This is a genomic window from Aeromonas sp. 61P, assembly GCF_051919545.1.
GTDB classification, from domain to species: Bacteria; Pseudomonadota; Gammaproteobacteria; order Enterobacterales; family Aeromonadaceae; genus Aeromonas; species Aeromonas veronii.
Genome location: NZ_JBQBEL010000001.1, coordinates 3,618,644 through 3,633,067 on the forward strand (window position 1 = coordinate 3,618,644; position 14,424 = coordinate 3,633,067).

Sequence of the window (14,424 nt, forward strand, 5' to 3'; positions counted from 1 at the left end):
CACAAAACAGGTTTCAGGGAAGTTGTATGGCAACCATTTATGTAGACGGCAAAGAGTACGAGGTAGACGGAGCAGATAACCTGCTGCAAGCCTGTCTGTCGCTGGGTCTGGACGTCCCCTATTTCTGCTGGCATCCGGCGCTGGGTAGCGTTGGCGCCTGCCGCCAGTGTGCGGTCAAACAGTATCAGAATGCCGATGACAAACGCGGTCGTCTGGTCATGTCTTGCATGACCCCGGCCACCGATGGCAGCTACATCGCCATCGAGGATGAAGAGGCTAAAGAATTTCGCAAGAGCGTGGTGGAGTGGTTGATGACCAACCACCCTCACGACTGCCCGGTGTGTGAAGAGGGCGGCGCCTGCCACCTGCAGGACATGACGGTGATGACCGGCCACAACAGCCGTCGCTACCGCTTCACCAAACGCACCCACCAGAATCAGGAGCTGGGCCCCTTCATCGGTCACGAGATGAACCGCTGCATCGCCTGCTACCGCTGCGTCCGTTACTACAAGGATTATGCCGGTGGCGAGGATCTCGGGGTCTATGGTGCCCACGACAACGTCTATTTCGGGCGGGTCGAGGATGGCACCCTGGAGAGTGAATTTTCCGGCAACCTGGTGGAGGTCTGCCCCACCGGCGTCTTCACCGACAAGACCCACTCCGAACGTTACAACCGCAAGTGGGACATGCAATTTGCCCCCAGCATCTGCCAGCAATGCTCCGTGGGCTGCAACATCAGTCCGGGCGAGCGTTATGGCGAGCTGCGCCGCATCGAAAACCGCTTCCACGGCAGCGTCAACCACTACTTCCTCTGTGACCGTGGCCGCTTTGGCTATGGCTACGTCAATCTGGCCGATCGCCCGCGCCAACCGCTGCTCAAAGATGGCAACGACCAGCTGACCATCACGGTCGATGGCGCCCTCAACCGCGCCGCCGATGCCCTGCGCACGGCCCGTGGCCTCATCGGCATCGGCTCGCCCCGCGCCTCGCTGGAGAGCAACTTTGCCCTGCGCGAGCTGGTGGGGGCAGACAACTTCTACGCTGGCGTCGAGCAGGCCGAGTGGGCCTGTCAGCTGAAGATGCTGCAGATCCTGCAACAGGGCGGCGTGCCGACCCCGAGCCTGCGGGACATGGAAGAGGCCGACGCCATTCTGCTGCTCGGCGAGGATGTCACCATGAGCGCTGCCCGTATCGCGCTGGCGCTGCGTCAGTCGGTCAAGGGCAAGGCTCGCGAGCTGGCCCGCAAGATGAAGGTCGATCTGTGGCAAGTCGCCGCCGTTCAGACCCTGGGTCAGAACGAGCGCTACCCGCTGCTCATCACCAGTCTCGACACCACCCGTCTTGACGATGTGGCGGCCGACAAGCTGCACGCCCCCTATGCCGATCAGGCGCGCCTTGGCTTTGCCATCGCCAACCTGCTCGACCCGAGTGCACCGGCCGTGGCCGACCTCTGCCCCGAGCTGCAGGCACAAGCGACTCGCTGGGCCGAGCTGCTCGGCAACACCAAGAAGCCGCTCATCATTGCAGGCTCCAGTGCCCACGATGTGGCGCTGCTTGAGGCGGCCAGCAACATTGCCCGCGCCCTGAAAGGCCGAGGACTGGAAGCCAGCATCGCGCTGGTTGGCCAGGAGGCCAACTCGCTGGGTCTGGCCATGCTGGGCGCCCAAACCTTGTCAGACAAGCCACTCGAAGCCGCCCTTGCGCGTATCGAGTCCGAAGAGGGGTTGGCGCTGGTCACCCTGGAGAACGATCTCTACCGCCGCGCGCCACGCAACCGGGTGGATGCTGCGCTGGCACGGCTGCAGCACCTGCTGGTCATCGACCATCAGGCGACCCCGACCGCCAACAAGGCTGATCTGGTGCTGCCAGCGGCCAGTTTTGCCGAAGCCGATGGCACCCTGGTGAACATGGAAGGGCGCGCCCAGCGCTTCTTCCAGGTCTATGCACCCGCCTTTTACAACGCCGATATTCAGGTGCGTGAAGGGTGGCGCTGGCTGGCGGCGCTGCAAGGGGCGATCGAACGCAAGCCGCTGCGCTGGCAGAACTTCGACCAGGTCAATCATGACTGCGCCACCAGCAATCCGCTGCTCGCTACCATGCTGGAAGCGGCGCCCAACGCAGGCTTGCGGATCCGTGGCATGCGGCTGGCCCGTGAGCCACACCGCTACAGTGGTCGCACCTCCATGCTGGCGGATCAGAACGTCAGCGAGCCGCGGGTAGCGCAAGATCCCGACTCCCCCTTCAACTTCTCCATGGAAGGGTATGCCGGAGCCCGTCAGCCGCTGCCGCAAGTACCGTTCGCCTGGGCGCCGGGCTGGAACTCTCCCTCCGCCTGGAACAAGTTCCAGGATGAAGTGGGTGGCAAACTGCGTGCTGGCGATCCGGGTCGCCGTCTGCTGGAAGCAACAGACCAGCAGGCAGAAGGCAAGGAGCTGCTCGGCTGGTTCACCACCATCCCCGCCCCCTTCAAGGCCGCAGAGGCACTGCAGGTGGTCAATTATGCCCAGCTGTTTGGCGGCGAGGAGCTCTCCGCTCGCAGCCCGGTCATTCAGGCCCGGATGAACGAACCCGAGCTGGTGCTCAATCCCCTTGATGCGCAGCGTCTGGCCCTCCACGGGGGCAGTCAGGTTTCCTTCTCCTGGGGCGGTAGCCACTGGCAACTGCGTCTGCGGCTTAGCGATCAGCTGAGCGCCGGTCTGGTGGGACTCCCCCTTGGGGTGAACGGCCTGCCGACGGCCCTGCAACAAGCCTCAATCACTAACCTGCAGGAGGTGATCGCATGAGCGAGTCGCTGATCGATCTGTTGCTGGAGGTGGGCAAGGCACTGATCGTGCTGGTGGGGATCGTGGGGGCCGGCGCCTTCATGAGCTTCATCGAGCGCCGTCTGCTGGCCCTGTGGCAGGATCGCTACGGCCCCAACCGGGTGGGGCCGTTTGGTCTGCTCCAGCTGGCCGCCGACATGATCAAGATGTTCTTCAAGGAGGACTGGATCCCGCCGTTTGCCGATCGGCGGATCTTTATCCTGGCCCCCATCATCGCCTTCACTGCCTTTATTCTGGCGTTTGCGGTGGTGCCCATCACCCCCACCTGGGGCGTGGCGGATCTCAATGTGGGGCTGCTCTACATCCTGGCCATCGCAGGGCTGGCGGTCTATGCGGTGCTGTTCGCCGGCTGGTCGAGCAACAACAAATACTCATTGCTCGGCAGCTTGCGCGCCTCGGCCCAGACCCTCTCCTACGAGGTGTTCCTGGGCTTGTCGCTGATGGGGATCGTGATCCAGACCGGCAGTTTCAACCTGCGGGATATCGTCGAGGCACAGGCAGACTTGTGGAACGTGGTGCCCCAGATCCTGGGCTTTGTCACCTTCCTGTTTGCCGGTGTCGCCGTCACCCACCGTCACCCGTTCGATCAGCCGGAAGCCGAGCAGGAGCTCGCCGACGGCTATCACATCGAGTATGCGGGGATGAAGTGGGGTCTCTTCTTCGTGGGCGAATATATCGGCATCGTGCTGATCTCCTCGCTCATCGTGACCCTCTTCTTCGGTGGCTGGCACGGCCCCTGGCTGCCCCCCTTCATCTGGTTTGCCCTGAAGACCGCCTGTTTCATGGTGTTCTTCATCCTGCTGCGGGCCTCCCTGCCTCGCCCGCGCTTTGACCAGGTGATGTCGTTTGGCTGGAAAGTCTGCTTGCCGCTGACCCTGATCAATATGCTGGTCACCGCGGCAGTTGTACTGATAAGTACGCAGTGAGGCACTCAATATGAAAATTGTTAGCATTATTCAGGGTGTCGGCACCCAGTTACGCAGTCTGGCCATGGTCTTCTCCCATGCCTGGCGGCCCCGTGAAACCCTCAACTATCCGGAGCAGGCTGTCTATGCGGCCCCCCGCTACCGCGGTCGCATCGTGCTGACCCGCGACCCCGACGGGGACGAGCGCTGCGTGGCCTGCAACCTCTGCGCAGTTGCCTGCCCGGTCGGCTGCATCTCGCTGCAAAAATCCGAGCGGGAAGATGGTCGCTGGTATCCGGAGTTCTTTCGCATCAACTTCTCTCGCTGCATCTTCTGCGGCCTGTGTGAAGAGGCCTGCCCCACCACCGCCATCCAGCTGACGCCGGATTTCGAAATGGGTGAGTATCGCCGCCAGGATCTGGTGTACGAGAAGGAAGATCTGCTGATCAGCGGGCCCGGCAAATACCCGGACTACAACTTCTATCGCATGAGCGGGATGGCCATTGACGGCAAGCCGAAAGGGGATGCCGAAAACGAAGCCAAGCCCATCGATGTCAAGAGCCTGCTGCCCTGAGGAGTCAATCATGGAACTGGCATTTTATGCCTCGGCCCTGGTGGCCATTTACAGCACGCTGCGGGTGATCAGCACCAGCAATCCCATGCATGCGCTGCTCAATCTCATCATCTCCCTCATCGCCGTGGCCATGATCTTCTTCTGCCTGGGTGCCGCCTTTGCAGGCGCCCTGCAGGTGATCGTCTACGCCGGCGCCATCATGGTGCTGTTCGTGTTCGTGGTGATGATGCTGAACCTGGGGAGTGCCCAGGCGCAGGAGAAAAAGTGGCTCACCCCCATGACCTGGGGGGGCCCAGCCCTGCTCTCGCTGATCCTGCTGGGCTTTCTGGCCCACGGCATTCTCGGGGTGACCGGGGGCCTGATCGGCGTGACCGAGGTGACCGCCAAGCAGGTGGGTGTCGAGCTCTTTGGCCCCTATGTGCTGGCGGTGGAGCTTGCCTCCATCCTGCTGCTGGCGGGTCTGGTAACCGCCTATCACCTGGGTCGGGAAGAGAAGAGCGGTGAAGTGCTCTCCGTCCCGCGCTCTGCTTCCCGCTCTGCACAAGAAGGAGGTCAGCAATGAATGGAATCCCTATGGAGCACGGCCTCCTGCTGGCCGCGGTGCTCTTCTGCATCGGCTTGTGCGGTCTGCTGATCCGCCGCAACCTGCTCTACATCCTGATGAGTATCGAGATCATGATGAATGCCTCGGCACTGGCGTTTGTGGTGGCGGGTAGCCGCTGGGCCCAGGCCGATGGCCAGATCATGTATATCCTGGTGATTTCTCTGGCGGCAGCGGAGGCCAGTATCGGCCTTGCCCTGTTACTGCTGCTCTATCGTCGTTACCACACCCTGAACGTGGACACTGTGAGCGAGATGCGCGGATGAGCCTCTTATATCTGACTTTTTTATTTCCGCTGCTGGGATGGCTGGTGTTGGCCTTCTCCCTCGGCCGGTTTGGTGAGCGTACCTCGGCGCTGATCGGGGTAGGCTCCATTGGCCTGTCGGCCCTCACTACCCTGTGGGTGGGCATCGACTTTCTGGGCAACCCGCCCGAGGGGGGCGTCTATGTCCAGCGCCTGTGGCAATGGATGGCGGTGGGCAACTTTACCCCGAGCTTCTCACTGGCACTGGATGGCCTGTCGCTGACCATGCTGGGGGTGGTGACCGGTGTGGGTTTCTTTATCCACCTGTTCGCCTCCTGGTATATGCGTGGGGAAGAGGGTTACTCCCGCTTCTTCACCTACACCAACCTCTTTATCGCCAGCATGCTGTTTCTGGTGCTGGCCGATGACCTGCTGTTTGTCTACCTCGGCTGGGAAGGGGTAGGGCTGTGCAGCTATCTGCTGATCGGCTTCTACTACAAGGATCGCAAGAACGGAGCGGCGGCCCTCAAGGCATTTGTCGTGACCCGGGTGGGTGATGTCTTCCTCGCCATCGGCCTGTTTATCCTCTATCGGGAACTAGGCACCCTCAATATCCACGAGCTGCTGGTGCGCGCACCGACCCTGTTTGCCGAGGGCTCCCCTGCCCTGTCGCTGGCCTGCCTGATGCTCCTGGGCGGCGCGGTCGGCAAATCAGCCCAGCTGCCGCTGCAAACCTGGCTGGCGGATGCGATGGCAGGCCCGACCCCTGTCTCCGCACTGATCCACGCCGCCACCATGGTGACCGCCGGTGTCTACCTGATTGCCCGTACCCACGGCCTGTTCCTGCTGGCGCCTGAGGTGCTGCATCTGGTCGGGCTGGTTGGCGCCATCACCCTAGTGCTGGCAGGCTTTGCCGCACTGGTTCAGACCGATATCAAGCGGATCCTCGCCTACTCCACCATGAGCCAGATTGGCTACATGTTTCTGGCACTGGGGGTCGGCGCATGGGAAGGGGCCATCTTCCACCTGATGACCCACGCCTTCTTCAAGGCGCTGCTGTTCCTCTCCGCCGGTGCCGTGATCGTTGCCTGCCACCATGAGCAGAACATCTTCAAGATGGGTGGCCTGCGCAAGAGTTTGCCGCTGGTCTACGCCTGCTTCCTGGTGGGGGGCTCGGCGCTGGCGGCGTTGCCGCTGGTCACTTCCGGTTTCTACAGTAAGGACGCTATCCTGTGGCAAGTAGAAGCCTCTGGCCAAAGCGCGCTGCTGTGGGCAGGTCTGGCGGGGGCATTCCTCACCTCGCTTTATACCTTCCGGCTGATCTTCATCGCCTTCCATGGCAAAGAGCAGACCAAAGCCCACGCCGGTCACGGTCTGGCTCACCATCTGCCGCTCTTGGTTCTGCTGGTGCTCTCCACCGGGATTGGGGCTCTTATCACCCCACCGCTGGCAGGTGTGCTGCCGGCAGGCCCGGGGGATCATATCGAAGAGGGTCGTCATGCACTGGAGATAACCTCCGGCATCATCGCCATTGCAGGGATCGCGCTGGCTGCGTTTCTGTTCCTTGGTGAGCGCCGTCTGGCCACATCCATTGCCAACAGCGCCCCGGGCCGTCTGCTCAGCACCCTCTGGTTCAACGCCTGGGGCTTTGACTGGCTCTACGACCAGCTGTGGGTCAAGCCCTATCTGCTGGCTACCCGTCTGGTCGGACAGGATCCGCTGGACTGGATGATGGGCCTGCCCGCCTGGTTTGCCCTGCGTGGCAACCAGCTGCTGGCCTGGACCGTGACCGGCAAGTTGCGCTGGTATGCCGCCTCCATGGGGATCGGCGCCGTGCTGGTGCTGGCGCTGTTGTTGCTGGGATAACGCGATGAACAACCGGACAATCATACAGCCAGGCTGTTTGCTCTCCCTGATGGAACAGGGAGCGCAATCTCATATGAACTTGAACGAGAGCTGATACCGTGACCTTACTCTGGATCTTGCTAATTCCTTTTATCGGCGGCTTGCTCTGCTGGCAGATGGAGCGTCTCGGCGGGCAGTTTGTCCGCTGGGTTGCCCTGCTCTCCATGAGCGCCAGCCTGCTGCTCTCCTGTGCCATCTGGCTAAGTGGTGATTTCTCCCTTGCCACGACCGGCCTCGACAGCGCGGGCGTCTCCGGTGCTGCCTCCGCCTGGGCCGCCGAGTGGCGCCTGCCGTGGATCCCCCGCTTCGGCATCTCTTTGCATCTGGCGGTGGATGGCCTGTCGCTCTTGATGGTGATCCTCACCTGCTTTATCGGGGTACTGGCCATTCTCTGTTCGTGGAAAGAGATCGTGCAGCGCATCGGCTTCTTCCACCTCAACCTGCTCTGGATCTTGGGCGGCGTGCTCGGGGTCTTTATGGCGCTGGACCTGTTCCTCTTCTTCTTCTTCTGGGAGATGATGCTGGTCCCCATGTACTTCCTGATCGCCCTGTGGGGCCACTCGGTCACTGACGGCAAATCACGGATCAACGCCGCGACCAAGTTCTTCATCTACACCCAGGTGAGCGGCCTTATCATGCTGGTGGCCATCATCGGGCTGGTGCTGACCCACCAGCATGCCACCGGAGTCTTCACCTTCAACTATCTGGAGCTGCTCAATACCCAGATGAGCAAGGGCGTTCAGTGGCTGCTGATGCTGGGCTTCTTCATCGCCTTCGCGGTCAAGATGCCGCTGGTACCGCTGCACGGCTGGCTGCCGGATGCCCACAGTCAGGCGCCGACCGCAGGCTCGGTGGATTTGGCCGGTATTTTGCTCAAAACCGCCGCCTATGGTCTGCTGCGCTTTGCCTTGCCGCTCTTCCCCGAGGCGTCCGCCGAGTTTGCCCCCTACGCCATGGTGCTTGGCCTGATCGGGATCGTCTACGGTGCCATCGTGGCCTTTGCCCAGACCGACATTAAACGGCTGGTAGCCTACACCAGCATCTCCCACATGGGCTTTGTGATGATCGCTATCTACTCGGGTAGCGAGCTGGCCCTGCAGGGCGCCGTGGTGCAGATGATCGCCCACGGTCTCTCCGCTGCCGGCCTCTTTATCCTCTGCGGTCAGCTCTACGAGCGGTTGCACACCCGGGATCTGCGCCAGATGGGTGGTCTGTGGGGGCGTCTGCGCTATCTGCCGGGTGTGATGCTCTTCTTCTCGGTGGCGTCGCTCGGCATGCCGGGCACCGGCAACTTTGTCGGCGAGTTCCTGATCCTGGTCGGCAGCTTCCAGGTTGCCCCTGTCATCACGGCGGTCGCCACCTTCGGTCTGGTACTGGCCTCGGTCTACTCCCTCATCATGTTGCAGCGCGCCTGCTTTGGCCCGGCCAAGGATGAGAGCATGCTCAAGGGACTGGATCGCCGCGAGCTGACCATGATGATGGTGATCGCGGGCCTGCTGGTTCTGCTTGGCCTCTATCCCCAACACGTGATTGACACCGCCAGCAGCAGCCTTATCAACGTGCTGCACTGGTATCTGCTGCCGACTGCTGGAGCCCTGCAATGACTTTCTCCGCTTCCCAACTGCTGGCACTGCTTCCCCTGCTGTTGACCACCGGGGCCATGGCGGCCCTGATGCTGGCCATCGCCTGGCGCCGCTGTGTCACCACTGCCTTTACCGTGACCATTGTTGGCCTCAACCTTGCTCTGTTCTCGCTGCCCATCGTGATGGCGCAAGGGGATCAGGGGGTCACCCCGCTGCTGCAAGTGGACAGTTACGCCGTCTTCTACATGGGACTGGTACTGATCGGCGCTCTAGCCACCTGCACCTTCGGTCAGTCCTGGCTGAAAGCCTACCCGGACAACCGGGAGGAGTTCTTCCTGCTGCTGCTGATCGCCACCGCCGGTGGTCTGGTGCTGGCCTGCTCCCGTCACCTCGCCTCTCTTTTTATCGGGATCGAGATGCTGACCCTGCCAATGTTCGGTCTGGTGGGTTACGCCTACCGCGAGCGCCACTCGCTGGAAGCGGCGGTGAAATACATGGTGCTCTCTGCCGCCGCCACCGCCTTCCTGCTGTTTGGCATGGCGCTGCTCTATGCACAGGCAGGCAGCTTGAGCTTTGCTGCCCTGGGGCAGACCCTGGCCGAGAGCCCGGCTCACCACCCGCTGCTGATGGGCGGTCTGGGGTTAATGCTGGTCGGATTCGCCTTCAAATTGTCGCTTGCCCCCTTCCACCTCTGGACGCCGGATGTCTACGAAGGGGCACCGGCACCGGTCGCCACCTTCCTCGCCACCGTCAGCAAGGTGGCGGTCTTTGCCGTGCTGCTGCGCTTCTATCTGGCGGTACCGGCGGCGAGCGATCCCATGATCCACTGGTTGCTGGCAGCCATGGCGGTCATCTCCATCCTGGTCGGCAACCTGCTGGCCCTGGTGCAGACCAACGTCAAACGGATGCTGGGTTACTCCTCCATCTCCCACTTCGGTTACCTGCTGGCGGTGATCGTGGCGAGCCGATTCGGCCAGATGCCGGTGGAAGCAGCCGGGGTCTACCTGCTGATGTATCTGTTCACCAGCCTGGGTGCCTTTGGGGTGGTGAGCATGATGTCGAGCCCCTATCGCGGCAAGGATGCCGACTCCCTGCACAGCTATCGCGGTCTGTTCTGGAAGCGCCCCTATCTGACTGCCGTACTGACGGTGATGATGTTGTCACTCGCGGGCATCCCGATGACCCTCGGCTTTATCGGCAAGTTCTACCTCATCGGCGTCACCGTCGAGGCGCAGCTCTGGTGGCTATCCGGTGCCATCGTGCTCGGCAGCGCACTGGGTCTCTACTACTACCTCAAGGTGATGGTGACCCTCTATCTGCGCGAACCGGGTATGCAGCAGCGGGATGCCAGCGCCGACTGGGCACTCTCCTCCGGTGGTGTGGTAGTGCTGCTCTCTGCAGCGCTGGTGGTGTTGCTGGGGCTCTATCCCCAGCCGGTCATCAGCCTGGTACAAGGGTTTCAGCAGGTGGTGTTGCAGTAACCCGGCTCATTTCCCTTCAAAACCGGCCCATGTGGCCGGTTTCTTTTTTATGTGGATTGCCTGCTGGCAGAGACCCTTTTGTGTTGGCATCTCACACCCCGTGCAGCCGTTGGTCTCGTCCGGTATTCATCCAACCCCCTTGCTGATATATTGATGACTGGCAGGAATGGAGTTCCGAGCGATGATGCAGCCTACTTTTCATCAATTTGATGCGCATCCACTGGCCGATGCATTGCTTCCCTATGAGGGGCAACGACTCGATGTGTTGCTAGCCGAGCGGGATGCCGCACGCGTTGCCGATCTGCAGCAGCAGTGTCAGCGCCTCAACATTCAACTCTGCGGCGCCATCTTTCCACGCCTTGTCAGTCGGCACGGTTTCCACGAAAGGGGGGCTTGGCTGTTGCCCCGACCAGCATCCCACAATCCTCTGCTGCTCTCGCTCTCCCCTACAGCCAGTGCCGATACACTGGCCGATATCATCTGCGAGCAGTTGGCGTCCCGACTGGCAGAATGGCCGGACACCGAGAAGGTTCCCACCCTCTTTCTCACCTTTGACGCCATGCTCCCCAATATTGCAACCCTGCTCGAGGGGATCTATCTAAGGCTGGCGGACAGGGTCAACTATGCGGGTGTCAATGCAGGTAGCGGCCAGTTCACAGCCATGCCCTGCCTGTTTGACACCCAGAGATTGCTGGGGCATGGGGTCAGCTGTGCACTGCTCTCCCCCCACAGTCCCCCCTTGCTGGAGCACGGCTATCAACTCACTGCCCAGCCCATGCTCGCAACCAGCAGTGAAGGCAACAAGATCTCCTTTATCGACTGGGAGCCGGCTTTTAGCCGCTATCAATCCCTGATCCGGCAACAGTTCCAGCAAAACCTCACACCAGAGCAGTTCTATCGGTACGGTGTACATTTGCCCTTGGGGTTGCTGCGAGCCAATGGCGATGTGATCGTGCGGATCCCGGTCGCCGTTACCGACGACGGTGCCCTGCTCTGCGTCGGAGAGGTGCCTGACCACAGTATTCTCACACTGCTGAAAGCCCCGGAAAGCCCCACAGAGCACGCTGTCGAACTGGCCGAGAAGCTCGGCCGGCACGGTACACCCGAGCGCCTCGAGATCTATTACTGCGCCGGCCGTCAGCAGCACTTCGGCGAACAGAGCACCCTAGAGCTGGAGACCCTCTTTAGCCACAGCGGAGCCCACGAGCTGGTCGGGGCCCTCTCTCTTGGCGAGATAGGAAGTGTAAGGCCGGGGGATTACCCGCTCTTTCACAACGGTGCCATCCTCTGTCTCAGCGAGGGTTAGCAATGAATAACGATCACGCCATGGCCATTGTCTGCGATCTCGCCCTCTGCATCGGTCGGGAGGTCACACTCGATGCCCTGCTCACCAAAGTGTTGCAGCGCTTTATGTTTCACTGTGCCACACCGGTTGGTGTGGTATTGCAGCAGCAACGGGAAGGATATGAGCTGCTCAAGGTCATTGGTGATGATCAGCTATCCCGGCACAGTGGCTCGCTGCTCTCCTTGCCTGCCTGGATTGTTGAAGGTGACCAATGTGCGCTGCAAACGACCTTGCCTCTCCCCGGTGGCCGACCGTACCACTTTGCCTATCGGCTCAGGGTTGACGGGGGATATCTCATCTTGCTGCTGGCCCCCCAACCCCAGCAGCACACAGTGCCGGTCTGCCATCTGTTCAGCCCGGTGCTCGGTAATCTGGCGCGCGCCATCCAGTTGTGCAAGGACAGCGAACAGCTCGCCAGGCGCCAGCAGGCCGAGCTGGTCGACATGCAGCGCCTCAACGAATCCCTGCTCAAGGCCATTCCCATCCCGGTGTTCTACAAGGATGTCGAAGGGCGCTTTCTCAGCTGCAACCCGGCCTTTACCCAGGTCACCGGGATCAGCAAGGCCGAGCTGCAGGGGAAGCGGGTGGACGAAATCCTGCCCCCGGAGATGGCGGACGAATATACCCAAAGGGACATGGAGGTGCTGCGCAGCAGGCAGCCGCAATATTTTGAACACACGCTGTTTGATCGCAGCGGCCACCGCTACCAGGTGCTCAACTTCAAGGATCTCTTCTATGACCATCAGGGCGAGGTGGCCGGAATCATAGGGGCACTGGTCGACATCACCCATATCAAGGAAAGCGAGGAGCGCCAGCGCACCCTGCTGTTTCAGACCATCGCGGCCCTCTCCTCCGCGATTGCCCACAAAGATCCGGTCACGGCAGGACACGAACGGCGCGTGCATGATCTCGCGCTGGCTATAGGTCAACAGCTGCAACTGCCGCAAGAGCAGCTGGATGGATTGGGTCTTGCGGCCATGGTGCATAACATCGGCCTGCTGCAGATCCCGGCGGAGATCCTCACACGCCCGCGGGAACTGAGGCCGGTTGAGTTCGAACTGATCAAACAGCATCCGGACACTGGCCGCGAGATCCTGCAACAGATTGACTTCCCCTGGCCCATCACCACCATAGTGATGCAGCACCATGAAAATCTCGATGGTAGCGGCTACCCACAAGGGCTACAGGGGGATGCGATCTCGCTGGAGGCGAGGATTATACGGGTCGCCGACTCCCTGGCCGCCATGACGGCCCACCGTCCGTTCCGGCGCGCCCTCTCTCTCACCGATGCGTTCGCCGAGCTGACGCGCTATGCCGGTGTGCATTACGACAAACAGGTGGTCGATGCCTGTTTCGCCGTCTGGCAAGCGGGCTACCGCTTTACTACCACCTGACTCTGGTTGCACCAAGATGATGTTAAAAGATCTACCGCCATCCATTCAGCCACCGGGCGTCAGCTCTCACCCCACCGCAGCCCTGCTCCATCAGGTGATGGAACAGCTGCCCTATCGCGTCCTGTTGAAAGATACCCGTTCACACTTCATCGCCTGCAACCGACTGCTGGCCGACGATCTGGCCCTCACCCCGGCCGAACTGGTTGGCAAGTGCGATGCCGATTTTTTCCCGGCCGAGCTGGCCCAACGCTACCGGGATGACGATCTCCAGGTCATGGCCAGCGGCACAACCCGGCATCACGAAGAACCCTATCTGAAAGGGGGTGAAGACCGCTGGCTCAGTACCACCAAGTTTCCCCTGTACGATGAGCTGGGCAAGGTGATCGGTGTCGCTGTCTTTTTCGAAGATATCACCGACCAGAAACAGCAGCAGGAGCGTCTCCAGCAATATACCTGGACGCTGGAAGCAATAACCCGCGCCCACCATGCCATGCTCAAGCAGGGGGATGAACAGACACTACTGCAGGAGATCTGTGATGCCATCACTTTCGATGGCCGTTTTCCCCTGGTGACCGTACTGCAGACCGCTGATCAGAACAGAGTACAGATCCTGGCGCAGGCAGGTCAGGCCGTCTGGTTTGCCAGCGATAACTGGCTCACCCGGGACGCAGCCCTGATCAGTGCAATCAGTTCAGGCGAGATGCGCAACGAAGCACTTGGCACCGAACTGGTCCACCACTCCGCCACCTTGAGGGGACGGCTGCTGCTGCCATTGCAGTGGCAAGCCACTGTGCCAGGCGGACTGCTTATTCACAGCACGCAGGCCAGAGCCTTCACCGATGAGGAGGTGCATCTCTTCAACGGACTGGCCGACTACCTGACCTATGGCCTGCAGGCACGTCGAACCCAGCAGGCCTATCTTGCCGCCCAGCGTGAAAAAGCCATGCATGCCCGCCAACTGGAGCTGGCCCTAGAGGATGCGCTGGGAGCCATCGCTGCCGTGCTGGAACAACGCGATCCCTACACCGCCGGACACCAGAAGCATGTCGCTACCCTGGCGCTGGCCATCGGCCGAGAACTGGGGTTGGGTGATAAACCGCTACGCGGTCTCTATCTGGGCGCCATGGTGCACGATATCGGCAAAATCCAGGTCCCTGTCGAGATCCTCACCAAACCGGGCAAACTGACCCCCCAGGAGTTCAATCTGGTCAAGGAGCATCCGACAGCGGGTTATCTGGTGCTCAAGGATATCGCCCTGCCCTGGCCCATAGCCCGGATGATCCACCAGCACCACGAGTATCTCGACGGTTCCGGCTATCCATCAGGGTTAAAAGGCGAGCAGATCCTGCTGGAAGCGCGCATTCTCACGGTCGCCGACATAGTGGAGTCCATGTCATCGGATCGTCCCTACCGTGCTGCCCTGGGGATTGCGCAGGCCCGAACCCATATCATGGCCATGCGGGGAGTCCAGCTGGATGAAGCCGTGGTCGATGCCTGTCTGCGTATTCTGGATCGGGGAGAGTTTACCCCTCATGAACTTGGCCACGGCCAAACCTGATCGACAGAGCCC

11 protein-coding genes are annotated in these 14,424 nt (G+C 61.3%); all 11 read left to right on the plus strand.

The window, feature by feature from the left end:
- Positions 1-26: 26 nt before the first annotated feature.
- The 11 genes from nuoG (at position 27) to ACTG2O_RS17055 (ending at position 14,412) form a co-directional block, all read left to right on the plus strand.
- Positions 27-2,783, plus strand: coding sequence for an NADH-quinone oxidoreductase subunit NuoG (gene nuoG / locus ACTG2O_RS17005; protein ID WP_439976377.1), 2,757 nt, complete (start codon positions 27-29; stop codon positions 2,781-2,783).
- Positions 2,780-3,748: an NADH-quinone oxidoreductase subunit NuoH gene (gene nuoH / locus ACTG2O_RS17010; RefSeq protein ID WP_005337244.1), complete on the plus strand. Its 969-nt coding sequence runs from the start codon at positions 2,780-2,782 to the stop codon at positions 3,746-3,748. The genes nuoG and nuoH overlap by 4 nt, the downstream gene beginning before the upstream one ends.
- Positions 3,749-3,758: 10 nt before the next feature.
- The gene (gene nuoI, locus ACTG2O_RS17015; RefSeq protein ID WP_005337245.1) at positions 3,759-4,301 is read left to right on the plus strand and encodes an NADH-quinone oxidoreductase subunit NuoI; all 543 of its coding nucleotides are present in this window, start codon (positions 3,759-3,761) and stop codon (positions 4,299-4,301) included.
- A 10-nt stretch (positions 4,302-4,311) separates the two neighbouring features.
- Positions 4,312-4,863 carry an NADH-quinone oxidoreductase subunit J gene (nuoJ, locus tag ACTG2O_RS17020; RefSeq protein ID WP_005337246.1) on the plus strand — a complete coding sequence of 184 codons (552 nt, stop codon included), beginning with the start codon at positions 4,312-4,314 and terminating at the stop codon, positions 4,861-4,863.
- The gene (gene nuoK / locus ACTG2O_RS17025; protein WP_005337247.1) at positions 4,860-5,168 is read left to right on the plus strand and encodes an NADH-quinone oxidoreductase subunit NuoK; all 309 of its coding nucleotides are present in this window, start codon (positions 4,860-4,862) and stop codon (positions 5,166-5,168) included. Before nuoJ ends, nuoK begins: the two co-directional genes overlap by 4 nt.
- On the plus strand, positions 5,165-7,012 hold the full coding sequence (gene nuoL / locus ACTG2O_RS17030) for an NADH-quinone oxidoreductase subunit L (protein WP_439976378.1): 1,848 nt from the start codon (positions 5,165-5,167) through the stop codon (positions 7,010-7,012). The genes nuoK and nuoL overlap by 4 nt, the downstream gene beginning before the upstream one ends.
- Positions 7,013-7,110: 98 nt before the next feature.
- The gene (gene nuoM / locus ACTG2O_RS17035) at positions 7,111-8,655 is read left to right on the plus strand and encodes an NADH-quinone oxidoreductase subunit M (protein ID WP_439976379.1); all 1,545 of its coding nucleotides are present in this window, start codon (positions 7,111-7,113) and stop codon (positions 8,653-8,655) included.
- Entirely contained in the window at positions 8,652-10,115 is a 1,464-nt protein-coding gene (nuoN, locus tag ACTG2O_RS17040) for an NADH-quinone oxidoreductase subunit NuoN (RefSeq protein ID WP_227340747.1), read from the plus strand. The genes nuoM and nuoN overlap by 4 nt, the downstream gene beginning before the upstream one ends.
- A gap of 181 nt (positions 10,116-10,296) precedes the next feature.
- Complete coding sequence (locus ACTG2O_RS17045) at positions 10,297-11,421, plus strand: FIST signal transduction protein (protein WP_216962189.1); 1,125 nt, start codon at positions 10,297-10,299, stop codon at positions 11,419-11,421.
- Between the two features lie 2 nt (positions 11,422-11,423).
- Positions 11,424-12,854: an HD domain-containing phosphohydrolase gene (locus ACTG2O_RS17050; protein WP_439976380.1), complete on the plus strand. Its 1,431-nt coding sequence runs from the start codon at positions 11,424-11,426 to the stop codon at positions 12,852-12,854.
- Between the two features lie 16 nt (positions 12,855-12,870).
- Positions 12,871-14,412 (plus strand): HD domain-containing phosphohydrolase, encoded by a 1,542-nt coding sequence (locus tag ACTG2O_RS17055; RefSeq protein ID WP_254203392.1) that lies wholly within the window; start codon positions 12,871-12,873, stop codon positions 14,410-14,412.
- Positions 14,413-14,424: the final 12 nt, after the last annotated feature.